This is a genomic window from Fructilactobacillus sp. X2R1C1 (assembly GCF_059901435.1).
On the sequence record NZ_JBWXUV010000001.1, the window covers coordinates 380,678 to 402,686 of the forward strand.

Annotated in this window: 24 protein-coding genes and 1 riboswitch; of the genes, 23 read left to right on the forward strand and 1 reads right to left on the reverse strand. The window is 42.1% G+C overall.

Annotated elements, in window-relative coordinates:
• Positions 1 to 15 precede the first annotated feature (15 nt).
• The 20 genes from AC6UDG_RS01770 to AC6UDG_RS01865 all read left to right on the forward strand — a co-directional run bounded on the left by AC6UDG_RS01770 (position 16) and on the right by AC6UDG_RS01865 (position 16,948).
• Positions 16 to 927: an ACP S-malonyltransferase gene (locus AC6UDG_RS01770; protein WP_500706250.1), complete on the forward strand. Its 912-nt coding sequence runs from the start codon at positions 16 to 18 to the stop codon at positions 925 to 927.
• Between the two features lie 3 nt (positions 928 to 930).
• Complete coding sequence (gene fabG / locus AC6UDG_RS01775; protein ID WP_500696453.1) at positions 931 to 1,674, forward strand: 3-oxoacyl-ACP reductase FabG; 744 nt, start codon at positions 931 to 933, stop codon at positions 1,672 to 1,674.
• A gap of 26 nt (positions 1,675 to 1,700) precedes the next feature.
• On the forward strand, positions 1,701 to 2,936 hold the full coding sequence (fabF, locus tag AC6UDG_RS01780) for a beta-ketoacyl-ACP synthase II (RefSeq protein WP_500695351.1): 1,236 nt from the start codon (positions 1,701 to 1,703) through the stop codon (positions 2,934 to 2,936).
• The gene (locus AC6UDG_RS01785; RefSeq protein ID WP_500706251.1) at positions 2,936 to 3,367 is read left to right on the forward strand and encodes an acetyl-CoA carboxylase biotin carboxyl carrier protein; all 432 of its coding nucleotides are present in this window, start codon (positions 2,936 to 2,938) and stop codon (positions 3,365 to 3,367) included. The genes fabF (AC6UDG_RS01780) and AC6UDG_RS01785 overlap by 1 nt, the downstream gene beginning before the upstream one ends.
• Positions 3,368 to 3,369: 2 nt before the next feature.
• A complete protein-coding gene (locus tag AC6UDG_RS01790) occupies positions 3,370 to 3,786 on the forward strand; it encodes a 3-hydroxyacyl-ACP dehydratase FabZ family protein (RefSeq protein WP_500706252.1) in 417 nt (138 codons plus the stop codon).
• Between the two features lie 18 nt (positions 3,787 to 3,804).
• A complete protein-coding gene (locus AC6UDG_RS01795) occupies positions 3,805 to 5,178 on the forward strand; it encodes an acetyl-CoA carboxylase biotin carboxylase subunit (RefSeq protein ID WP_500706253.1) in 1,374 nt (457 codons plus the stop codon).
• Complete coding sequence (locus tag AC6UDG_RS01800) at positions 5,165 to 6,007, forward strand: acetyl-CoA carboxylase carboxyltransferase subunit beta (protein WP_500699133.1); 843 nt, start codon at positions 5,165 to 5,167, stop codon at positions 6,005 to 6,007. Before AC6UDG_RS01795 ends, AC6UDG_RS01800 begins: the two co-directional genes overlap by 14 nt.
• Complete coding sequence (gene accA, locus AC6UDG_RS01805; protein ID WP_500696459.1) at positions 6,000 to 6,770, forward strand: carboxyltransferase subunit alpha; 771 nt, start codon at positions 6,000 to 6,002, stop codon at positions 6,768 to 6,770. Before AC6UDG_RS01800 ends, accA (AC6UDG_RS01805) begins: the two co-directional genes overlap by 8 nt.
• A gap of 65 nt (positions 6,771 to 6,835) precedes the next feature.
• On the forward strand, positions 6,836 to 7,600 hold the full coding sequence (gene fabI / locus AC6UDG_RS01810) for an enoyl-ACP reductase FabI (protein WP_500693423.1): 765 nt from the start codon (positions 6,836 to 6,838) through the stop codon (positions 7,598 to 7,600).
• A 272-nt stretch (positions 7,601 to 7,872) separates the two neighbouring features.
• Positions 7,873 to 8,319, forward strand: a complete 447-nt coding sequence (gene fabZ / locus AC6UDG_RS01815) for a 3-hydroxyacyl-ACP dehydratase FabZ (protein WP_500693424.1) — start codon at positions 7,873 to 7,875, stop codon at positions 8,317 to 8,319.
• 21 nt (positions 8,320 to 8,340) lie between these two features.
• The gene (locus tag AC6UDG_RS01820; RefSeq protein WP_500706254.1) at positions 8,341 to 9,291 is read left to right on the forward strand and encodes a beta-ketoacyl-ACP synthase III; all 951 of its coding nucleotides are present in this window, start codon (positions 8,341 to 8,343) and stop codon (positions 9,289 to 9,291) included.
• A gap of 29 nt (positions 9,292 to 9,320) precedes the next feature.
• Positions 9,321 to 9,572 carry an acyl carrier protein gene (locus tag AC6UDG_RS01825; RefSeq protein WP_500693426.1) on the forward strand — a complete coding sequence of 84 codons (252 nt, stop codon included), beginning with the start codon at positions 9,321 to 9,323 and terminating at the stop codon, positions 9,570 to 9,572.
• Between the two features lie 36 nt (positions 9,573 to 9,608).
• Positions 9,609 to 10,847, forward strand: coding sequence for a beta-ketoacyl-ACP synthase II (gene fabF / locus AC6UDG_RS01830; protein ID WP_500693427.1), 1,239 nt, complete (start codon positions 9,609 to 9,611; stop codon positions 10,845 to 10,847).
• Positions 10,847 to 11,290, forward strand: a complete 444-nt coding sequence (locus AC6UDG_RS01835; protein WP_500706255.1) for an acetyl-CoA carboxylase biotin carboxyl carrier protein — start codon at positions 10,847 to 10,849, stop codon at positions 11,288 to 11,290. Before fabF (AC6UDG_RS01830) ends, AC6UDG_RS01835 begins: the two co-directional genes overlap by 1 nt.
• Positions 11,291 to 11,326: 36 nt before the next feature.
• Positions 11,327 to 12,706 (forward strand): acetyl-CoA carboxylase biotin carboxylase subunit, encoded by a 1,380-nt coding sequence (locus tag AC6UDG_RS01840; RefSeq protein ID WP_500706256.1) that lies wholly within the window; start codon positions 11,327 to 11,329, stop codon positions 12,704 to 12,706.
• Positions 12,687 to 13,529, forward strand: coding sequence for an acetyl-CoA carboxylase carboxyltransferase subunit beta (locus tag AC6UDG_RS01845; RefSeq protein WP_500706257.1), 843 nt, complete (start codon positions 12,687 to 12,689; stop codon positions 13,527 to 13,529). The genes AC6UDG_RS01840 and AC6UDG_RS01845 overlap by 20 nt, the downstream gene beginning before the upstream one ends.
• Complete coding sequence (gene accA / locus AC6UDG_RS01850) at positions 13,522 to 14,292, forward strand: carboxyltransferase subunit alpha (protein WP_500706258.1); 771 nt, start codon at positions 13,522 to 13,524, stop codon at positions 14,290 to 14,292. The genes AC6UDG_RS01845 and accA (AC6UDG_RS01850) overlap by 8 nt, the downstream gene beginning before the upstream one ends.
• 115 nt (positions 14,293 to 14,407) lie before the next feature.
• Positions 14,408 to 14,989 (forward strand): 4'-phosphopantetheinyl transferase family protein, encoded by a 582-nt coding sequence (locus AC6UDG_RS01855; protein ID WP_500706259.1) that lies wholly within the window; start codon positions 14,408 to 14,410, stop codon positions 14,987 to 14,989.
• 3 nt (positions 14,990 to 14,992) lie between these two features.
• On the forward strand, positions 14,993 to 15,781 hold the full coding sequence (locus AC6UDG_RS01860; protein WP_500706260.1) for a biotin--[acetyl-CoA-carboxylase] ligase: 789 nt from the start codon (positions 14,993 to 14,995) through the stop codon (positions 15,779 to 15,781).
• A 69-nt stretch (positions 15,782 to 15,850) separates the two neighbouring features.
• Entirely contained in the window at positions 15,851 to 16,948 is a 1,098-nt protein-coding gene (locus AC6UDG_RS01865) for a M24 family metallopeptidase (RefSeq protein WP_500706261.1), read from the forward strand.
• Between the two features lie 45 nt (positions 16,949 to 16,993).
• On the opposite strand, the gene AC6UDG_RS01870 is transcribed toward AC6UDG_RS01865, so the two are convergent.
• Positions 16,994 to 18,262, reverse strand: a complete 1,269-nt coding sequence (locus AC6UDG_RS01870; RefSeq protein ID WP_500706262.1) for an adenylosuccinate synthase — start codon at positions 18,260 to 18,262, stop codon at positions 16,994 to 16,996.
• 204 nt (positions 18,263 to 18,466) lie between these two features.
• Here AC6UDG_RS01870 and purB point away from each other — a divergent pair, with 204 nt between their 5' ends.
• From purB to AC6UDG_RS01885, 3 genes are all read left to right on the forward strand, one after another.
• Positions 18,467 to 19,762, forward strand: coding sequence for an adenylosuccinate lyase (gene purB / locus AC6UDG_RS01875; protein ID WP_500706263.1), 1,296 nt, complete (start codon positions 18,467 to 18,469; stop codon positions 19,760 to 19,762).
• Positions 19,763 to 19,837: 75 nt separating this feature from the next.
• Positions 19,838 to 19,929, forward strand: a riboswitch (TPP riboswitch).
• Between the two features lie 67 nt (positions 19,930 to 19,996).
• Complete coding sequence (locus AC6UDG_RS01880) at positions 19,997 to 20,560, forward strand: ECF transporter S component (RefSeq protein WP_500696470.1); 564 nt, start codon at positions 19,997 to 19,999, stop codon at positions 20,558 to 20,560.
• A 33-nt stretch (positions 20,561 to 20,593) separates the two neighbouring features.
• Complete coding sequence (locus tag AC6UDG_RS01885; protein WP_500706264.1) at positions 20,594 to 21,979, forward strand: class II fumarate hydratase; 1,386 nt, start codon at positions 20,594 to 20,596, stop codon at positions 21,977 to 21,979.
• Positions 21,980 to 22,009 lie beyond the last annotated feature (30 nt).

Genomic DNA, 22,009 nt, shown 5'->3' on the forward strand with positions numbered 1-22,009 from the left:
GGAGTGTTTTAAATTTTGAAAATCGGTTATTTATTCAGTGGCCAGGGACAACAGTTTGCCAACATGGGATCTGACTTGTATCAAAATAACGATACCTATAAAAAGGTGGTCGATACCGCGTCGCATACTTTAAATCTTGATCTATCCGATCCGAAGGTTTTTGACGATCCTGAAAATACGCAGATTGCCATTTTGACTTTGAGTTATGGAATTTACCAGATTTTAGCTGGCAAGCTTCCTAGAGCACAGGCAATGATGGGTCTTAGTTTAGGCGAGTATAGTGCTTTAGTATCTGCTAAAGCACTATCTTTTCAATCAGGATTAAAATTAGTGCGTGACCGAAGCCACTATATGGATGAAGCCGGAAAGCAAAACCCCGGTTCAATGGCTGCTGTGTTAAAGGTTGAGCCCAAGGTGGTGGTTGACGTAACAAACGAAGTTGACGGGGCATATCCAGCTAATTTCAATACTAGCGAACAAACTGTGATTGGTGGGACTGAGTCTGGGGTCAAAACGGCTAGTGCAGAACTTAAGAACCGGGGAGCAAAGCGAGTCGTTCCCTTAAAAGTGGCCGTTTCTTCACATACTCCGCTGATGCAACTAGCTAGTGATTTGCTTTCAAAACGGATGGAGAATGTTGCCTTTAAAACCCCGGAGGTTCCAGTGATCAGCAACACTGACGTTGACCTGTTTAACAAGGATAACCTCTCCGATACGTTAACCCGTCAGTTGGTCAATCCAACCCACTTTAAAGCGGATCTAGAATTCATGGTCAAAAACTATGGAGTGGATACGCTGATTGAGATCGGGCCGGGGAACACACTGACTAAATTTGCAAAAAAGACACTTAAAGATGTTGATGCTTATAGCGTTGACAGTTTGAAAAAATTGAATGATTTACAAGCAAAACTTGGTTTGGAGGACTAATTCATGACAACAAAAAATGACAAAAGCACGGTTTTAATTACCGGTGCTACTAAGGGAATTGGTCTGGCAACTGCCAAACGATTAGCAAAAGATCCACATAATTTTGTGATTGTGAATTCTCATCGAGAATTAAGTGATGACGAAGTAAAAGATTTAAAGTCACAGTTTGACACTGAGATTGAGATCTTGATTGGCGACGTTTCAAAAGAAGAAGACGCTGAGTCAATGGTGAACCAGATCTTAGATGAACATGATCATCTCGATGTATTGGTTAATAATGCTGGGATTACCAGGGACAAACTCTTAACGCGGATGAGCGAAGAGGATTTTAAAGCTGTGTTAGACACCAACCTTGTTGGAACGTTTAATATGACTAAGTATGCCTTAAAGACAATGCAAAAGAAACGAGCTGGTGTTATCATCAACACTTCCAGTATTTCGGGACTTCACGGAAATATGGGACAGGCGAATTATTCGGCAAGCAAATCAGGGATTGTTGGTTTAACAAAGACGACGGCACAAGAGGGATCACTTAGAGGGGTTCGTTGTAACGCCGTTGCTCCTGGCATGATCAAGACCGACATGACGGCCAAATTGAGTGACAAAATTATTTCGAGGTGGGAAGATACCATTCCCCTTCATCGTTTTGGAAGTGCTGAAGAAGTAGCCGAAACAATCGAGTTTTTGATTAATAATCAATACATTACCGGACAGGTAATCACTGTTGATGGCGGACTCACAATGTAGTTCCGTTTATTTAAGGGAGGATTCAATTGGGTAATAGAGTTGTTGTTACGGGCATGGGTGCAGTAACCCCAATCGGGAACGATGCTGAGACTTTTATTGATAATTTGTTGGCTTCAAAGGTTGGAATCGAAAAAATCACTAGTTTTGACACCTCTGAGATTAAAGCTCACGTGGCAGCCGGCGTAAAGGACTTTGATCCAAGCAAACGCTTAGCTAAACGAGACTATCATCGAGTAGATCCATTTGCGCAATACGCACTTTACAGTGCCGTAGAGGCAATGGACCAAGCTGGGTTGAAACGAGGAGAATATGATGGAAAGGATCTTGGCGTCATCTACGGATCTGGGATTGGTGGAATTAGTACCATCGAGACGCAGGTTCTAAAAATGTACAAAAAGGGTCCCAGACGTCTTTCTCCGTTATTTATCCCAGAAACCATTATTAATATGGCTGCTGGCAATATTTCGATCTACTTTGGCGCTAAAAACACCAGTAAAGCCGTGGTTACAGCTTGTGCAACTGGAACCAACGCGATTGGCGATGCTTATGAATACCTTAAAGCTGGCAAGGCTAAAATGATGATCGCTGGTGGATCAGAGGCAGCAATTACTCCGGTTGGAATTTCAGCCTTTGCGGCCCTAACAGCTCTTTCTTCAAGTGAAGATCCAGCTCACGCATCCATGCCATTTGATAAAGATCGGGACGGTTTTGTAATGGGCGCTGGTGCTGGAACCTTAGTGCTTGAAGATTACGATCACGCCAAAGCGCGTGATGCACATATTTTGGGTGAAATCGTTGGCTACGGCCAAACGAGTGACGCTTACAACCTTACTGCTCCGGATCCAGATGGGGAAGGGGCCATTGGGGCCATGCAACAAGCATTGGATGAAGCTCACATCAAGACTTCCGACCTTGATTACATTAATGCCCATGGCACAGCAACTCAATCTAATGATGTTTCTGAGTCAAAGGCCATTAGCAAGTTGTTTAAAGATAATGACCACGTCTTGGTTAGTTCAACCAAAGGGATGACTGGTCATGCCCTTGGAGCTGCCGGGGCCATTGAGGCAGTGGCAATTCTTGGATCCATGAAGCATAGTCAAATGCCAGTGAATGTTGGTGTCAGTACCCAGGATCCAGAAAGTCATATCAGGCTAGTGGATAAAGAGAATGCTAAAAGACCGGTCAATACCGCCATTAGTAATTCATTTGGATTTGGTGGTCATAACGCGGTCATTGCGATAAAGAAGTGGAATCAATAATGAATGAAAAAGACATTGAAAAATTAATAACTAAATTTGATAAGTCCAACTTACAGGAATTAAAAATTGACGAAAACGGTCAACAACTTTATTTCTCCAAGATTGACAGTCATTCTAAACCAGTCACCCACGTTGAAAAAACGGCGGATGAAAATCAGGAAAAGCTTCAGTTGAATGCACCTACTAGTGGTAATTATCAACTAAAGGCACCGATGGTGGGAATATTGTATTTTGCTCCTAGTCCTGAAAAGCCCGACTTCAAAAAAGATGGTGATCGCGTTCAAAAGGGTGAAACGGTTTGTATCATTGAGGCCATGAAGATGGTCAATGAAGTTAAAAGTCCGGTGAGCGGAACCATCGTGAAACGTCTGGTTGATAATGGTTCGATGGTTGAGTATAACGAACCAGTTTATGAGATTAAGGAGGATTAGTTATGGCATTGAATGTTAATGATTATATCCCTCAACGTCCCCCAATTCAGATGATTGATAAGATTGACACCATTACCCCGGGAGAGGGAGCCGAGGCCACTAAGATGTTGGCAGGAAACGAATGGTACTTTGCAAATCAAGGTAATCATCCGACACTGCCGCGTCCGTTGGTGCTTGAGTCAATGGCTCAGACTGGAGTGGTTGCTCTCTTATCAATGCCAGAATATAAGGGTAAAAACGCCTTTTTTGGTGGAATCAAACAAGCTGAATTTAAAGATGATTTTCGACCGGGCGATGTTTTACATTTAAAGGTTGATTTATTAAAGGTTAAACATAATATTGGAATTGGCAAAGGTGTTGTCACTAGGGACGGACAGGAAATCGCTAATGCAACGTTGATATTTGCGGTTGAATCATAGTGAGTGAAAGGTGATTTAATGTTTAAAAAGGTACTGGTGGCTAATCGGGGCGAGATTGCAGTCCAGATTATCCGTGCGCTTCATGATATGAATATTAAGGCAGTGGCAGTGTATTCAACTGCTGACGCTGATAGTTTATTCGTAAAATTGGCCGATGAGTCAGTCTGTATCGGTGGACCATTTCCAGACGAGTCATATCTCAATATGGCAGCAATTGTTGATGCAGCGGTACTTACTGGTTGCGATGCTTTGCACCCGGGATATGGCTTTTTGTCTGAAAACGCTGATTTTGCGGAACTTTGCAATCAGTGTGGCATTAAGTTTATCGGTCCAAGTGCTAAGGTCATAAATTTGATGGGAAATAAAGGCAATGCTAAGGAAGCCATGAAAAAAAGTGGTGTTCCAACGATTCCTGGCAGTGATGGTTTTATTGACTCCGTAGAACAAGCCAAAGAAGTCGCTCATCAAATTGGTTATCCAGTAATGCTGAAGGCTGCTGCCGGTGGTGGTGGTAAGGGCATCCGAAAAGTTGCTGATGACGATGAACTGGCTAAGGCTTTTCAGGATACGAAACGGGAAGCTAAACTTTCCTTTGGCGATGACCGATTGTACATGGAAAAAGATCTAAATGACGCCAAGCACATTGAGATGCAAGTCATTGCCGATGAGCATAGTAACGTTGTTTATTTTCCCGAACGTGATTGTTCACTTCAACGTAATCACCAGAAGATCATTGAAGAAAGTCCATGTGCCGAAATTAGTCCGGCAAAGCGAAAAGAACTTGGTCAGATCGTCGTTAACGCCACCAAAGGAATCCAGTATACAAATACAGGTACATATGAGTTCTTAATGGATCAGGATCACAACTTCTACTTTATGGAAATGAATACCCGATTGCAGGTCGAGTACACCATTACCGAAGAAGTTGCCGATGTTGAAATCATTAAAGCCCAGATCTTAGTTGCAGAAGGTGAAAAATTACCCTTTACGCAGGCTGATTGTGGCGTAAAAGGCTACGCTTTGGAATGTCGAATTGATGCAGAAGATCCCAGCAATAATTTTGCCCCATCGCCGGGTAAGATTACGAGTTTGCACCAGACTTATGGTACAAAGGGAGTTCGAGTGGACTCTGGCATTGGACAAAACGACGTCATTTCGCCCTACTACGATTCAATGATTGCCAAAATCATTGTTCACTTGCCCACTAAGAAACAGGCTGTCCATAAGATGCGTCGGGTTCTTAATGAGTTTCACATTGAAGGGGTCAAAACCAACCGAGATTTCTTGATTGCTTTACTAAATGACAAGCATTTCTTGGCTGGGGATTTTAACAATAATTACATTGAAAGTACGTTCTTAAAAGAATGGATGAAGAAACATGGCAAAAAGTGATTTTGAGAATTTGAATTCTGATGAGCTGACCAAAAGAATGGATCAGATTCCTAATGATATTTGGGTGAAATGTCCTTATTGTGGGACTACTTTTTACAAAAAGAAACTTGGTAAGTACAAAGAATGCCCAAATTGTGGCTATGCTTTTCGGATTGGAGCCAAAGAACGCATCCAAATGATGTGCGACGACTTTGCACCCATTAATACTGATTTAAAGGCTTCCAAAAAATTTAAAGACGATAAGTACGTGGCAAAACTAAAGAAGGCCAGAGAGATTACTGGGATAAACGAAAGTGTCCTATCGGGAATCGGAACGATCAACGGTGTCAAAGTTGCGGTTGCAGCGATGGACTGGCGTTTTATTATGGCCAGTCTAGGGACAGCTACTGGAGAGATCTTGGCTCGTTTATTTGAAACGGCTACTAAAAAGGGCCTGCCGGTGATTGTCTTCACTGCTTCTGGGGGTGCGCGAATGCAGGAGGGAATTCATTCCTTAATGCAGATGGCCAAGGTCTCTGAGGCTGTGGCTGAACACAGTAAGGCTGGGTTGCTTTACATCAGTGTGCTTGGCGATCCTACCACTGGTGGTGTGACCGCCAGCTTTGCCATGCAGGGTGATATTTTGTTGTCAGAACCCCATGCTTTGATTGGTTTTGCTGGTCGTCGGGTGATTGAAAAAACGATCCAACAGCGTCCGCCAAAGGACTTTCAGCGGGCTGAAACGTTGCTTAAAAATGGCTTCTTGGACGATGTCATTAAACGTTCTGAATTGAAAGAAACGTTAGGGAAGTTACTAAAATGGCATCAGGTAGGTGATCTTAATGGCTAAAAAAACGGCATGGGATAAGGTGCTGGCCGCTAGAGCTGCCAAAAAAATTGGGGTTGATGATTTAATCAACGGCATTACCGATGATTTTATGGAACTTCATGGTGACCGGGCCTATGGTGATGATCCGGCTGTTTATGGTGGGATTGGCACCATGGACAACATTGCCACTACGTTTGTGGGGATTAGAAAGGGATCAGACCTGAACTCTAACATTGAACGGCACTTTGGTTCAGCTGAACCAGACGGGTATCGGAAGGCGCTCCGTCTGATGAAACAAGCCGAAAAGTTTAACCGACCGATTGTCACCTTGATCAATACACCGGGAGCCTATCCTGGCGTTGATGCTGAGTATCATGGAATTGGTTATACGATTGCTCAATTAATCTTACAAGGAATGCAACTAACCGTTCCTTATATTAGTGTGATCGTTGGCGAAGGTGGCAGTGGTGGTGCTTTAGCACTGGCTGTCGGTGATTGTGTCTGGGCCTTTGAGGATAGTATTTATTCGGTGCTCTCACCCGAAGGTTACGCCACGATTTTGTGGAAAGACCCCAGTCGGATGAAAGAAGCTGCTTCAGTGATGAAATTAACGCCGGATGATTTGTTGTCCGAGGGAATCATCGATCGGATTATTCCCGAAGCTGATACGGTTGATGGTTTCGAACGTTTCAGAGGTGATCTGGTTAAAAAAATTAGGGAATTAAATGCATTATCTAAGGATGATTTGGTTGCTAAGCGACTTTCCCGTTACCGAAATTTTTAATGAATGAATTAATTTTTTGATATAATGATGTAAATTAGATATTTGGTTCTAGGAGGATTTTGAAGATGGCTGATTTATTAAAAGGAAAAAAAGTTGTTGTGATGGGTGTGGCGAATAGAAAAAGTATTGCTTGGGGATGTGCACAAGCAATTAAGTCACTTGGAGCTCAAGTTATTTTGACATACCAAAATGATCGTTTAAAGAAGAGTATTGAGAAGACCATTGGTGATGAAGAGTTCCCACTGGTTGAATGTGACGTGGCCGAAGATGCTAACGTCCAAAAGGCTTTTTCCGAAATTCATGACCGTTTTGGAAACATCGATGGGGTTATTCATGCCATTGCTTTTGCTGACAAAGAAACCCTTCAAAATGGTGTGATTAACACCAAAAAAGATGGTTACAACTTAGCCGAAGACATTAGTGCGTACTCATTTATCTCAGTTACTCGTTATGCCAGCAAGATTATGAACAAGCCTGGTAGCATTTTAACGTTAACTTATATGGGTTCAACTCGTGCCATTCCTGATTACAACATGATGGGAATTGCTAAGGCATCCCTTGAATCAGCTATGCGTTACCTTGCTTCTGAACTTGGTAAAGACCAAATTCGAGTAAACGCAATTTCCGCTGGAGCCGTTAAAACTTTGGCTGTTACCGGAATTAAGGGTCATCGTGACCTTCTTAAAATGTCACAATCATTCACCGTTGATGGTGAGAATGTAACAACTGATCAGATTGGTAACGTTGCTGCTTTCTTAGTTAGTGATTTATCAACCGGTGTTACTGGTGACATTATCTACGTTGACAAGGGTGTTCATTTACTTGCCTAAATTAAAATTAATTTAAATATCCCATAGTCGTTGATCGGCTATGGGATTTTTTTGACTCAAAGGTGGGAGTTTGGTCATGATTACACATTAAAACAAGTGTAACCAGATACATACTTGCTTTAAAATGCTGATATGACAGGCTTTTATGTCAGAATCATTCTAACTAGAATGGTTTTTGATTGCTAAATAACGAAAACTTGTTGAATATGAACACATGGTAATTACTCGAAATACCATGCTTGAATCAAATTAGATTAATAGAGGTGAATAATTTGAGTTTAATGAATGCAAAAGAAATTATGGATCTGATTCCTAATCGTTATCCGATTTTATTTATTGATCGGGTCGATGCGATGGACCCAGGTAAGTCAATTACGGCTACCAAGAATGTTACGATTAACGAAAATTATTTCCAAGGACATTTTCCTGGTAATCCGGTTATGCCCGGTGTTTTGATTATTGAATCAATGGCTCAGGTGGCTTCAATTTTGATTTTAAAGTCGCCCCAGTTTAAGAACAAGACGGTTTATATGGGTAGCATCCGCAACGCGAAATTCAGAAAGATGGTGGAGCCCGGTGATGTGCTACGCTTTGAGGTTAAGATTGATAAGGTTAGAGGAAGTGCTGGCTCAGTTTCGTGTGTGGCATACGTTGGCGATAAAAAGGCTTGTGACGCTCAGTTGACCTTTATCGTAAGTAACAAGGAAAGAGAACAATAAAATAGGTAATAGGAGTCGCAAATGGGTAGTTTTTCAATCTTAGAAACGGCAAGGTCAACGCCCAATAATGTTGTTACTAATCATGATTTAACTAAAATCATGGATACCTCTGATGAGTGGATCAAACGACGGACCGGTATTCACGCCCGTCACATTTCTAAGTCAGAGACTAATACTTCCATGTGTACTGATGTTGCAACCAAGCTCATTAATAAGGCCAATATTTCTGCAAGTGACGTTGATTTCATCATCGTAGCCACCATGTCATCAGACTTTCAAACTCCCTCAACTGCAGCAGCGGTTCAGGGAAATCTTTATGCCGACAATGCAGTTGCCTTTGATCTAAACGCCGCTTGTTCCGGATTTGCTTACGGAATTTACGTCTTGAATGCGTTGCTTGCAAATAAGCCGCATTCAAAAGGAATTTTAATTGGCGGTGAGAAGCTAAGCAAGTACATTGATTGGTCGGACCGTTCAACGGCGGTCCTGTTTGGGGATGGTGCTGCGGGAATTCTAGTTACCAATGATGGAAGTGAGTCAGAGGTACTTGCTAGTGACTTAGAAACAGTTGGAGAACTTGGTAATTCGCTAACGGCTGGGCACTTCGCTGATGATACGCACCAGCCGTATTTCAAGATGGATGGTCATGAAGTATATCGTTTTGCTACTCAAAGGGTTCCAGAATCCATCAAACTGGCGCTTTCAAAGGCAAACATTGGCTTAAGTGATGTGAAGTACTTTATCGTTCATCAAGCAAATGAACGAATTATTAAAAGTATTGCTAACAAATTAGATTTATCGATGGAAAAGTTTCCCGTTAATATCAATAAGTATGGCAATACCGCTGCGGCGAGCGAACCATTGCTACTTAGTGAAATGGTAGAGGAGCATCAGATTAACCGTGGTGACAACCTTGTTTTAACCGGTTTTGGTGGTGGATTAACCATTGGAACCGTAGTAATTAGATACTAAATACAAAAAATATTATGGAGTGATAAATTATGGCAGATCAAAACGAAATTTTTAACAAAATCAAGGACTTAATCGCAAAACAAACTGATGTACCAGCATCAGACATCAAGATGGACACTAATCTTAAGGAAGACGTTGATATTGATAGTCTTGACTTTTTTGAAGTGGTTGACGGACTTGAAAATGAATATGACATCGAAATTGAAAGTGATGAAGACATCAACACCGTCCAACAATTAGTTGACTACATTCAAAAGAAGATTGCGGAGAACGATAAATAATCAGTAAAATTATTTATTTGAACAGGAGGAAATCATTTGAGTAATCGAGTAGTTGTAACAGGGATGGGAGCTGTCACCCCCATCGGAAATGATGCCGAAACCTTTTCCAACAATTTGTTTAACTCTAAAGTGGGCATTGCACCAATTACCAAATTTGATGCTAGTAACACGGGTGTAACGGTAGCTGCTGAAGTTAAAGACTTTGATCCAAGCAAGCGTTTAGATAAACGTGCCTACAAACGAATTGATCTTTTTTCACAGTACGCTTTGTACAGTGCTAAAGAGGCCATGGATCAAGCTGGCCTGAAACAGGGTGATTACGAACCTGAGGACCTTGGTGTCATGTACGGAAATGGAATTGGTGGTCTTACTACCATTGAGAGTGACATCATCAAGATGCACGAAAAGGGACCAAAGCGAGTTTCACCACTTTTTGTTCCTAAAGCCATTGCTAACATGGCAGCTGGAAATGTTTCCATGTACTTTGATGCGGAAAACACGTCTCAGACCATTGTGACGGCTTGTGCTTCAGCTAATAATGCCATTGGAAACGCCTTTGAACTAATTAAACAAGGGAAAGCCAAGATGATGATTGCTGGTGGAACTGAAGCTGCCATCACCGAGATTGGAATTGCTGGATTTGCTAAATTGACCGCTCTTTCAACCGCTGAAAAAGTAGAAGATGCCTCAATGCCATTTGATAAAGACCGCAATGGCTTTGTCATGGGAGAAGGGGCTGGTACTCTTGTACTTGAGGATTATGACCATGCTAAAGCACGTGGTGCTAATATTTTGGCCGAAGTGGTTGGATACGGTGCTACCAGCGATGCTTATCATATGACTGCTCCGAACCCCTCTGGAAAAGGTGCCATTAGAGCCATGAAGGAAGCCATTGACGAAGGTCACATTAAAACTAGTGAACTTGATTACGTTAATGCGCACGGTACCAGCACTCACGCTAATGATGTTGCTGAAGCTGGTGCGATTGAAAAGTTGTTTAAAGATAACGATCACGTCAAGGTTAGTTCCATTAAAGGAATGGTGGGACACTCCCTAGGTGCCGCCGGTGGACTTGAAGCGGTTGCTTTAGTTGCTGCCCTTCAAAATGATCAGATGCCAGTTAACGTGGGGATGAAGCATAAGGATCCTGAGATTCACGTTGATTTGGTCAATGAAGATAACAAAAAGGCACCCGTTAATACTGCAATTAGTAATGCCTTTGGCTTTGGTGGTCACAATGCGGTAATTGCAATGAAGAAGTGGAATGAAGATTAGTGAATGAACAAGATATTGAAAAATTAATTGATAAATTTGAGCAATCGAGTTTACAAGAAATTAAGATTAATCAGAATGAAGGAGCCGTTTACTTATCCAAAATTCCTGATCACGACAGCTTGCATGCAAGTGAGTCAGTTAATGAATCCAGAAAGCCGGCTCAACTTGAATCTACGTCAATTGATGCAGCTGATGACTCCGATAATTATCAATTGAAAGCTCCAATGGTTGGAATTCTTTATTACGCTCCAAGCCCAGAAAAGGCCGACTTTAAACAAGATGGTGATCACGTTAAAAAGGGTGAGACCGTTTGTGTAATTGAAGCCATGAAGTTGGTTAATGAGGTTAAAAGTCCAGTGAGTGGGACCATCGTTAAACGAATGCCCAAGAGTGGTTCGATGGTGGAATACAATGAACCGATTTTTGAAATTAAGGAAGACTAAGAAACTCAATTCATATTATTTTAAAAAGGTGATTTAATGTTTAAAAAAGTGCTGGTTGCAAACCGCGGTGAAATCGCAGTCCAGATCATCCGTGCACTTCACGAAATGAACATCAAGGCGGTGGCGGTTTATTCAACCGCTGATGCTGATAGTTTATTCGTAAAATTAGCTGACGAATCCGTATGTATTGGTGGACCGTTTCCAGATGAGTCATACCTAAACATGGCAGCAATTATTGATTCCGCGGTTCTTTGCGGATGTGATGCGCTCCATCCTGGGTATGGCTTTTTGTCTGAAAATGCTGATTTTGCTGAATTATGTGAACAGTGCGGAATTAAATTTATTGGTCCTACCGCTTCAGTAATTAATTTGATGGGGAATAAGGGTAATGCCAAAGAAGCGATGAAAAAGAATGGCGTTCCAACTATCCCTGGTAGCGATGGGTTTGTTGATACTTACGACCAAGCTAAAGGAGTGGCCCAAAAAACTGGTTATCCCGTGATGTTAAAGGCTGCTGCCGGTGGTGGCGGTAAGGGAATTCGAAAAGTTACTAGTGAATCTGAATTAAAAAAAGCCTTTAGTGATACTAAGCGTGAAGCCAAACTTTCATTTGGTGACGACCGCTTGTACATGGAAAAGGATTTAAGTGATGCCAAACACATTGAAATGCAGGTCATCGCCGATGAACACGGCCACGTGGTCTATTTTCCGGAGCGAGATTGCTCAATGCAACGAAATCATCAAAAAATAATCGAAGAAAGTCCATGCTCAAAAATTACGCCTAAAAAACGCAAAGAACTTGGACAGACCGTGGCTAAAGCCGCTAAGGGAATTGGTTATACCAATACCGGAACCTTCGAATTTTTGATGGATAAAGAAGAACATTTTTATTTTATGGAAATGAATACGAGGCTTCAAGTTGAATATACCGTTACCGAAGAGGTTACTGGAGTAGAGATTATTAAGGCTCAGATTTTAGTGGCGGAGGGTCAAAATCTGCCATTTAATCAGCAAGACTGTGCGGTCAAGGGTTACTCACTTGAATGTCGGATCGATGCCGAGGATCCTAGCAATAATTTTGCTCCATCACCTGGTAAACTTCAGCAGGTGAAATTTACCCATGAATCTGATTCCATTCGAATTGATTCTGGGGTGGAAGCTGGCGACATGATTTCACCTTACTATGATTCGATGATTGCTAAAGTTATTGTGCATAAACCGACAAAACGGGAAGTCGTGTCCGAAATGAAGCAAATTTTGAACGAATTTGTTGTGAAAGGAGTCACCACCAATCGCGATTTCTTGATTGGTTTGATTTCTGATCAGCATTTCTTAACTGGTGATTTTAACAATAATTACATTGAGAGTACGTTCTTAAAAGAATGGATGAAGCAGTATGACAAGCAAACGGTTTGAAAGTATTAGTCAAAAAGAGTTAAGTCAGCGAATGGATCAAATCCCTGATCACATCTGGGTTAAGTGTCCGATTTGTGAGAAGAATTTTTACAAGAAAGATCTTGGCAGGTATAAAGAGTGTCCTAATTGTTACTATGCCTTTCGGATTGGTGCTAAAGAGCGAATTGAGTTAATGTGTGACGACTTCACACCCATTAATACTGATTTAAAGGCTTCCAAAAAGTTTAACGACGAAAAGTACGTAGCTAAATTGAAGAAGGCACGCGCGATGACTGGTCTAAATGAGAGTGTTTTGTCTGGGATTGGTACCATTGATGGAAATCAGGTAGCGATGGCTGCGATGGACTGGCGCTTTGTAATGGCAAGCCTTGGGACGGCAACGGGTGAGATTCTGGCACGACTGTTTGAAACGGCAACGAAAAAGAAGCTTCCCGTGATTGTGTTTACTGCTTCTGGAGGAGCCCGAATGCAAGAGGGGATTCATTCCCTGATGCAGATGGCCAAAGTGTCTGAAGCGGTTGCGCAACACAGTAAAGCGGGCTTACTATACGTCAGTGTTCCCTGTGGTCCCACTACTGGTGGGGTGACCGCCAGTTTTGCAATGCAGGGAGACATTATTTTGTCAGAGCCCCACGCTTTGATTGGTTTTGCGGGACGTCGGGTGATTGAAAAGACGATTCAACAGCGCCCACCAAAAGACTTTCAACGATCAGAGACATTACTGAAAAATGGGTTTTTGGATGGGGTCGTGAGACGACGCGATCTAAAAGAGACACTTAATAAAATTCTAAAGTGGCATCGGGTAGGTGACAATGATGAGTAAACCAACCGCATGGGATAGAGTTATAAATGCTAGAGCTGCGGGTAAGATTGGGGTTGATGACCTCATTAACGGAATTACCGAAGATTTTATGGAACTGCATGGTGATCGTGCTTACGGTGATGATCCCGCCGTATACGCTGGGATTGGAACCCTTGATGAAATTCCGACGACGTTGATTGGGATTAGAAAGGGCTCGGATCTAAACTCCAACATCGAACGGCACTTTGGTTCGGCTGAGCCTGACGGATACCGCAAAGCGCTGCGATTAATGAAGCAGGCCGAAAAATTCAATCGTCCAATTGTTACCTTGATTAATACTCCTGGAGCTTATCCTGGTGTAGAAGCCGAGTACCACGGGATTGGCTATACGATTGCGCAATTAATCTTACAGGGAATGCAACTGAAAGTTCCTTACGTAAGTGTGATTGTTGGTGAAGGTGGCAGTGGTGGTGCCCTGGCATTAGCTGTTGGTGACTGCGTCTGGGCTTTTGAGGATAGTATCTATTCGGTTCTTTCCCCAGAAGGATATGCCACCATTTTGTGGAAAGATGCTAGTCGGATGAAAGAAGCTGCTTCAGTCATGAAGTTGACTCCAGATGACTTACTAAAAGAAGGAATCATTGATCGGATTATTTCTGAAGTAAATACCGCCGATGGCTTTGAACGGTTTCGTGGTGATTTGGTTAAAAAAATTAAAGAACTAAATGCGATGCCAAAGGATGAGATGCTTAAGAAGCGGTTTGCTAGGTACCGTAATTTTTAGTCAATGACCAAGATGTATGAGAGTGTTACTATTGTATCTGTTGAAAATAGTGAGACTCTTATTTTTTATCTCTCGGACCCAATCAGGTCTAATAAAATGAAAATGAGGAATTAGCATGATTAAATTTTTAAGTGATTCGATCACCACAAAAGCATTTCAACCATACTACCAAGACTTAGAAATCACCGATAAGCCCAAAAAGCAACAGACGCTTGTTGGAAGGGTTTTGTTAGCTAAACTGGTGGGGATGCCAGTACAAGACGCCATTAAAAACGTTGACATTGATTTTGGACATTACGGGAAACCCTATTTTGTGCCAAATGGCTATCATTTTAACATTGCTCACTCTCATGACGCGGTTTTGGTGGTAATTTCTGATCAACCAATTGGAGTTGACTTAGAACAGATTCGTCCTTATGACTACACCAGGATTACCAAGGCTTTTACTCCAGCGGAACTTAATTACTTAAAGAATTTAAAGGGCGAACGGCAAGGTGAACAAGCCTTAAGATTATGGACCATCAAGGAAGCGGTCTTAAAACTTCAAGGAGTCGGATTGATCGGAAAACCCAAGTCCGTTGAGGTTTCATTACCTCACATGGAAAGTGCTAGAAGAAACGATGATTTGTACCAGATTAACTTTTTGGACGTGGGATGGAAGTACATTGGGACACTTGCTACCCAGGTGAGTGAATAAATCATGAACGATATTTTAAATGCACGCGTAATTCATAGCTTAATTAGTAATCCCATTGATCAAATCGAGGTTTATGACCAATTGCCGTCGACTAACGAAGAGGCTCAAGTGGAGGTTTGGCATCGTCCTGGCATGATCATTGCTAACGAACAGACGAAGGGGAAAGGCCAAAATGGCCATCATTTTTATTCTCCTGCAAACAACGGCGTTTATTTTACGGTGGTGTTTCAGGCCCAACCAAGGTATCTTGATAATCCAGGTATCTTAACGCTTGGAATTGGCATTGCCGTTACGGACGCTATTAAACTGGTCTACAACATCGATACTCAATTAAAATGGGTGAATGACGTGTATCACGATGACAGTAAGGTCTGTGGGATTTTAACTGAAATTCAGAGTAACGAAGATAACGAGCCCGAGAACTTTATCATGGGCATTGGCCTCGATATTGGGATCATGCCGTTTTCACGTAATGGTGACCAAATGGTGGGGAGTTTAAACGTGGTACCACCACTTAAAAGGAACCAGTTAATTGCTTCGGTTTATGACCATTTGTACGAGGTCTATCGCGAGTGGGACGATGATCGGATTATTAATCAATATACTAAGCGTCTGCTGTGGCTTAACGAACAAGTTTCCCTGATCAATTATGATAATGAAATCACTGGAAAATTAGCGGGAATCGACGAACGTGGGCACCTTTTGTTAAAGACACGGGACCAGCAAACGTTAAACCTGGATCCGAATGTGACCAGACATATTAGGAAGATGAAATCTGACGATTGGTGTTAGGTTTCTCTTTTTGTGTTGATTAAATTTAATTGTATGCTAAAATTAGCAACAAATTCAGGAGGTCTTATTATGGTTAAATTAAATGAAATGAGAGACTACGTTAACCAAAAGAAGCTTGATGTTGCTTACATCAGTAATTTTGAGGATATTAAGTACTTTACTGGTTTTGGTAGTGATCCCGTTGAACGGGTGTTGGCACTTTTTATTTTTCCTGATGCGGAACCATTTCTGTTTGCACCAGAACTCGAAGTGGAAGCCATAAAGGAGTCAGGATGGAAGTATCCCGTTTATGGTTACTTAGACCATGAAGATCCCTTTAAAATGATCGCCAAGCACATTCGTGATGTAACTCCTGATCCCAAACGATTTGGGATTGAAGACGACAACTTGGTCATTAGTCGTTATCAACAGCTTCAAGCTGAATTCCCGAAGGCTGACTTTAGCACTAACGTGGCTCCAGAAGTTAGTGAACTGCGGGTAATTAAGACGCCATATGAGATCGAACAGTTAGACGCTGCTGGAAAAGAAGCCGACTTTGCTTTTCAAGTTGGTTTTGAGACCGCTAAAGCCGGTAAAACGGAGGCAGAAGTGGCTGCTGAGATTGAGTACCAGGAAAAAATCAGAGGGGTTATGAACATGAGTTTTGATACTCTTGTTCAGACTGGACCTCACGCGGCGGAACCACATGGTGCTACTGACATGAACAAGATTAAGAACGATAACCTGTTATTATTTGATTTAGGAACGGTTCATAATGGCTACATCTCTGATGCTTCCCGGACGGTCGCTGTTGGTGATAAAATTCCGGCCAAACAAAAAGAGATTTATGACGTTTGTTTGGAAGCTCAGTTAGCTGCCCAATCTGCTGCTAAACCAGGTATTCGGGCCGAAGACCTGGATGCGGTTGCAAGAGATATCATTGACAAGGCTGGTTATGGTAAATACTTCATCCACCGTTTAGGCCACGGCATGGGGATGGGTGAGCATGAATTCCCTTCAATCATGGAGGGCAATAAGATGATTTTAAAGGAAGGCATGTGCTTTTCAATTGAACCTGGTATCTACATTCCTGGAGTAGCCGGAGTTCGAATTGAAGATTGTATTCACCTAACCAAGGATGGAAATGAACCATTTACTCACACGTCCAAAGAATTACGCTATGTATAAGAATTGACATAAAAAGACCCTGGATTTTATCCAGGGTCTTATTTTTTACATTTGATGGGTCTGTTCTCGCTTGGGACCAGTTGAGAAAGTGACTAACGGGATACCTACAAGTTCTGAAACCCGGTCAAGAAACTTTTGGGCGTTTTTAGGAAGCTTGTCGTAGGTATCACAATTAGTGATATCCTCGTTCCATCCCTGGAGCGTTTCGTAGACCGGTTTGCACTTGTCCAAGATATCCAAGTTAGCGGGGTAATAAGTGATTTTCTTACCGTCTAGTTCATATGCGGTACAAATCTTAATTTCTTTTAATCCGTCTAAAACATCCAGACAGTTTAAGGCTAGGTGGGTTAGACCAGAAACACGACGAGCGTGTCTTAAGGCAACGCTGTCAAACCAACCGATTCGTCTGGGACGCTTGGTCACAACCCCGTACTCATGGGCGGTTTCTCTGATGTAGTTACCGGTCTCGTCTAGTAGTTCCGTTGGAAATGGTCCCTCACCGACACGTGAAGTATAGGCTTTACAAGTTCCAATGACCCGATCAATCTTGCTGGGTCCAATTCCCGCACCAACGGCAGCGCCGCCGGCAACGGGGTTCGAGGAAGTGACGTAAGGATAGGTTCCATGGTCAACGTCTAACATAATGCCCTGAGCACCTTCAAACAGGACGTTTTGGTTATGATCGATTTCATCGTTTAAAAGAACGGAGGTTTCGGTTACGTATGGTTTTAATCGTTTCCCGAGTTTTACGTATTCATCGTAAATGTCCGTAAAATCAAGGGGTTCATGATCGTACAGCTTGACTAAAATTTCGTTTTTTTCGGCTAAAACATCCTGCAAACGTTTCTTGAAAGTTGCCGGATCAATTAAATCAGCCACCCGAATTCCAACCCTAGCAACCTTGTCCATGTAGGCAGGGCCAATTCCCTTTTGGGTCGTCCCGATCTTATGATGTTTGTGTTCCTCTTGAAGCTTATCAAAAAGAGGATGGTATGGCATGATGACTTGAGCACGAGATGATACACGGAGGTTGTCGGTAGAAACACCATGTTCGTTTAGATAGTCGACTTCTTTAAATAGTGACTTCGGGTTTAAAACAACGCCGTTTCCAATTACTGCCAACTTGTCAGAATAGAAAATTCCGGACGGAACGAGTTGAACGTGAAAATTTTGATTGTTGTACACAATGGTGTGACCCGCATTGTCACCGCCCTGATATCTAGCAATGATATCTGCGTCAGCACTTAGGGTATCGACAATCTTTCCTTTTCCCTCATCGCCCCATTGACTACCAACAACAACTGTTACAGACATAAATAGCACCTCGTAAATGAATTTTTTGACCAAGAACAGTTTACCAATCACATATGGAAAAATCAAGAACGTTCAAAATATTGTTAAAAATAATGTTCGTGTTTTATTGAATATTAGAATTATAATAAAGTAGTAGCGGCGTTGATTTGACTGAAAAGAAAACATTATGTAAGATTATCCTGTAATTATAATGAGGTGAATGAAATGATTGATCGTTATACAAGAGCACCAATGAAGCGAATTTGGAGTAAGCAGAATCAGTATCAGACATGGCTTGAAGTTGAGATTGCGATTGATGAAGCATGGAATAAGTTAGGTAAGATTCCAGATGCTGACATTATTGCCATTAAAAGAAACGCGACCTTTGACGTGGACCGCATTGCACAGATTGAATCGGAAACTCACCATGATGTGGTGGCTTTTACTCGCGATGTTTCGGAGTCGCTTGGCCCCGAAAAAAAGTGGATCCATTACGGCGTTACTAGCACTGATGTTGTCGATACCGCTCAGGGACTTAGACTAAAGCAGGCTGACGAGATTCTTCGTCAGGATATTTTAACTTTAATGGATACCATTAAGCAGAAAGCCTTAAAATATAAGGATACGGTTGAAATCGGAAGAACCCATGGGGTTCAGGCGGAACCAATGACTTTTGGCTTAAAGATGGCACGTTGGTATTCAGAAATGAAACGGAACCTAAAACGATTTAACGAAGCAGCTGCCGGAGTGGAAGCCGGGAAAATTTCTGGAGCTGTTGGGACATTTGCTAACATTGACCCTCAGGTAGAGACTTACGTATGCGATAGGTTAGGACTACGTGCCCAAGAAATCACCAGTCAAGTCTTACCTCGTGATTTACATGCCGAATATATCGCCACTTTGGCGTTGATTGCCACTAGTCTTGAAAATTTTGCAACGGAGATTCGTGGTTTGCAACGTTCTGAGATTCATGAAGTAGAAGAGCATTTTAATCCTGGTCAAAAGGGTTCTTCGGCAATGCCACATAAACGGAACCCAATTGGATCAGAAAACATTTGTGGATTGGCCAGAACCATGCGTGGACTAATCACCACTGCCTACGAGAACGTTTCTTTGTGGCATGAACGTGATATTTCCCATTCTTCGGCTGAGCGAATTATTCTACCAGAGGGTACCACGCTCTTAGATTACATGCTTCATCGTTTCAATAATATTCTTTCAAACTTAGATGTTTTCCCGAAACGAATGAAGGAAAATATGAATCTAACTTACGGACTAATTTACAGTCAACGAGTAATGCTGAAATTAATTGATAAAGGGATGAGTCGGGAAGCGGCTTACGACTTAGTTCAGCCACTGACGGCTCAGTCATGGGAGAACCGCGAGTCATTTGAAAAGCTAGTCAAAGCTAATGATCAGATTAATGAACGGTTGTCTAACCAAGAGATTAACGATGCGTTTGATTATCATTACCACCTTAGACACGTTGATGATATTTTCAAACGGGTCGGATTAGAATAGGTTAAATGGAGATGCATTAATGCATCTCCATTTTGATTGCTTTTACCATTCAATCAGTATATTATTAGAGTGAATTATATAATTCTGGGGTGCCGAAAGGCTGAGATAATACCCATTGAACCTGATCAGGTTAAGACCTGCGAAGGGATCCGACTACACTACAAGTGTCATTTTTAATCATGTGTTGAAGTTCCCGGGGTAGATCCAGGAACTTTTTTTATTGGAGGAGATCACATGAAAATTTTGAGAGAATGGCATTTAAAGGACATTATTTTAGTTACATTAATTGGTGCTTTTTGTGGAGTGATTTTTTGGGGAACTTCATTTCTCTATAATATCTTAGCTGCGGCACTTACACCATTTGGATTGCAGCCGTTGGCAAACGAAGCCACCTTTGGATTATGGACGCTTGCTGGACCGTTAGCAGCGTTTATCATTCGCATCCCATTTTCCGCTACCCTTGGTGAGTTACTGGGAGCCTTCGTCGAGATGATCCTTGGCAGTCAGTGGGGAATTGCTGATTTGTTATCCGGCTTAATTCAAGGACTATCGTCTGAGTTAGGATTTGCCGTATTGGGATATAAGCATTATGATTGGTTAGGAATCATAAGTACGACGATTACCACCACGGTAATTACGTTTGCTTGGGATATGATCAAAAGTGGATACGCAAATTATCATTTTGGATTTTTACTCCTACTGTTTCTAACCCGGCTTGTATCGGTCTTCTTATTCAGTGGAGTGCTGACTTATTTCATCAGTCGTTTACTAGAAAAAAGTCAGGTCTTAAGCAGATAAGTCGTACCCAATATTTAATTAGGGGATGACAAAATGTCTGATTATCGAATTGAAAGTGACACGCTTGGAGACGTCAAGGTGCCAAAGGATGCTTTGTGGGGTGCTCAAACCGAGCGGAGCCGGCATAATTTTCCTGTCGGTCCCAAGTTACCAGTATTGGTAATTCGCGCTCTCATAAACATTAAAGCCAGTGCCGCCGAGGTGAGCATCAAACAAGACACCATCGATCGAAAAAAGGGTGAGTTGATTGAGCAGGGTGCCCAAAAACTATTGAGTCTTTCCGATAATCAATTAATGCAAAACTTCCCGTTACACATTTACCAAACTGGATCGGGAACTCAGACTAACATGAACGTGAACGAGGTGATTGCCCACGTTGCTAATCAGATTAATCCAAAGATTAATGTTTTACCAAATGATGATGTTAATCATTCCCAGAGTTCAAATGATACGTTTCCAACGGCAATGAACATTGCAAGTCTGGTTGCCATCAATCAGCTGTTACCAGAGTTGGGGCACTTAATTGATGTTATGCATCACTTACAGAAAAAGTATTGGGATGTGGTTAAGATTGGGCGCACTCATTTACAGGACGCCACTCCAATGACATTTGGACAGGAAGTGTCGGGATGGGCTAGCACCATTCAACACGACCTTGATTTTGTGAGGGACAATTCGAATTCACTACTGGGTCTACCAATTGGTGGAACCGCAGTAGGAACCGGCCTTAATACGACGGAAGACTTTGATAAGGAAATGGTTCAAACCCTGGGTAATGAGTATCATGAGCCGTTTGAAGTTGAAAATAAATTTTATGGATTAGCTTCCCATTCGGCCATTACCATGACGCATGGGGCTGTGCGGACGCTTGCAACTGATCTGATGAAAATTGCCAATGACATTAAATTTCTAGCGAGTGGTCCTAGAGCTGGTTACGGTGAGATTAAAATTCCCGCTAATGAACCTGGGTCATCGATTATGCCTGGCAAGGTGAACCCGACTCAGGGTGAAGCCATGGATATGGTAGTAGCGCGCATCATGGGAAATGATACGACCATCGAAGTTGCTAACACCCAGGGAAACTTTGAAATGAATGTCTATAAGCCAATTATCATATCCTGTTTTCTTGATTCCGTTCAGTCACTGACAGGCATCTTAAGCCACTTTACGGACTTGATGGTCAAAGGGATTGAAGTCAACCAAGATCGCATGGAGGAGTTGGTCCATAATTCTTTGATGACGGTGACGGCATTGTCGCCACACATTGGCTATCATCGAGCAGCTGAAATTGCCAATGCTGCTTTAAAGGGAAAAACGAATCTTAGACAGGCGGCCATTGATTCAGGATACGTCACTGGTGATAACTTTGATAAATGGGTTGAGCCATTAAAAATGACTAATTATAAGCGCGAACAATGATCAAGATTATAAATAAAAAAGGTCCAGCAA

What these genes read in the sequence shown, in the direction of transcription:
- accA (WP_500706258.1), top strand. Translation starts at nt 13,522, where the DNA reads ATGAGTAAACCAACCGCATGGGATAGAGTTATAAATGCTAGAGCTGCG.
- AC6UDG_RS01825 (WP_500693426.1), top strand. Translation starts at nt 9,321, where the DNA reads ATGGCAGATCAAAACGAAATTTTTAACAAAATCAAGGACTTAATCGCA.
- AC6UDG_RS01870 (WP_500706262.1), bottom strand. Translation starts at nt 18,262, where the DNA reads ATGTCTGTAACAGTTGTTGTTGGTAGTCAATGGGGCGATGAGGGAAAA.
- AC6UDG_RS01800 (WP_500699133.1), top strand. Translation starts at nt 5,165, where the DNA reads ATGGCAAAAAGTGATTTTGAGAATTTGAATTCTGATGAGCTGACCAAA.
- AC6UDG_RS01785 (WP_500706251.1), top strand. Translation starts at nt 2,936, where the DNA reads ATGAATGAAAAAGACATTGAAAAATTAATAACTAAATTTGATAAGTCC.
- fabG (WP_500696453.1), top strand. Translation starts at nt 931, where the DNA reads ATGACAACAAAAAATGACAAAAGCACGGTTTTAATTACCGGTGCTACT.
- AC6UDG_RS01860 (WP_500706260.1), top strand. Translation starts at nt 14,993, where the DNA reads ATGAACGATATTTTAAATGCACGCGTAATTCATAGCTTAATTAGTAAT.
- AC6UDG_RS01880 (WP_500696470.1), top strand. Translation starts at nt 19,997, where the DNA reads ATGAAAATTTTGAGAGAATGGCATTTAAAGGACATTATTTTAGTTACA.
- AC6UDG_RS01855 (WP_500706259.1), top strand. Translation starts at nt 14,408, where the DNA reads ATGATTAAATTTTTAAGTGATTCGATCACCACAAAAGCATTTCAACCA.
- AC6UDG_RS01795 (WP_500706253.1), top strand. Translation starts at nt 3,805, where the DNA reads ATGTTTAAAAAGGTACTGGTGGCTAATCGGGGCGAGATTGCAGTCCAG.
- AC6UDG_RS01865 (WP_500706261.1), top strand. Translation starts at nt 15,851, where the DNA reads ATGGTTAAATTAAATGAAATGAGAGACTACGTTAACCAAAAGAAGCTT.
- fabI (WP_500693423.1), top strand. Translation starts at nt 6,836, where the DNA reads ATGGCTGATTTATTAAAAGGAAAAAAAGTTGTTGTGATGGGTGTGGCG.
- AC6UDG_RS01885 (WP_500706264.1), top strand. Translation starts at nt 20,594, where the DNA reads ATGTCTGATTATCGAATTGAAAGTGACACGCTTGGAGACGTCAAGGTG.
- accA (WP_500696459.1), top strand. Translation starts at nt 6,000, where the DNA reads ATGGCTAAAAAAACGGCATGGGATAAGGTGCTGGCCGCTAGAGCTGCC.
- AC6UDG_RS01840 (WP_500706256.1), top strand. Translation starts at nt 11,327, where the DNA reads ATGTTTAAAAAAGTGCTGGTTGCAAACCGCGGTGAAATCGCAGTCCAG.
- AC6UDG_RS01820 (WP_500706254.1), top strand. Translation starts at nt 8,341, where the DNA reads ATGGGTAGTTTTTCAATCTTAGAAACGGCAAGGTCAACGCCCAATAAT.
- AC6UDG_RS01845 (WP_500706257.1), top strand. Translation starts at nt 12,687, where the DNA reads ATGACAAGCAAACGGTTTGAAAGTATTAGTCAAAAAGAGTTAAGTCAG.
- AC6UDG_RS01790 (WP_500706252.1), top strand. Translation starts at nt 3,370, where the DNA reads ATGGCATTGAATGTTAATGATTATATCCCTCAACGTCCCCCAATTCAG.
- purB (WP_500706263.1), top strand. Translation starts at nt 18,467, where the DNA reads ATGATTGATCGTTATACAAGAGCACCAATGAAGCGAATTTGGAGTAAG.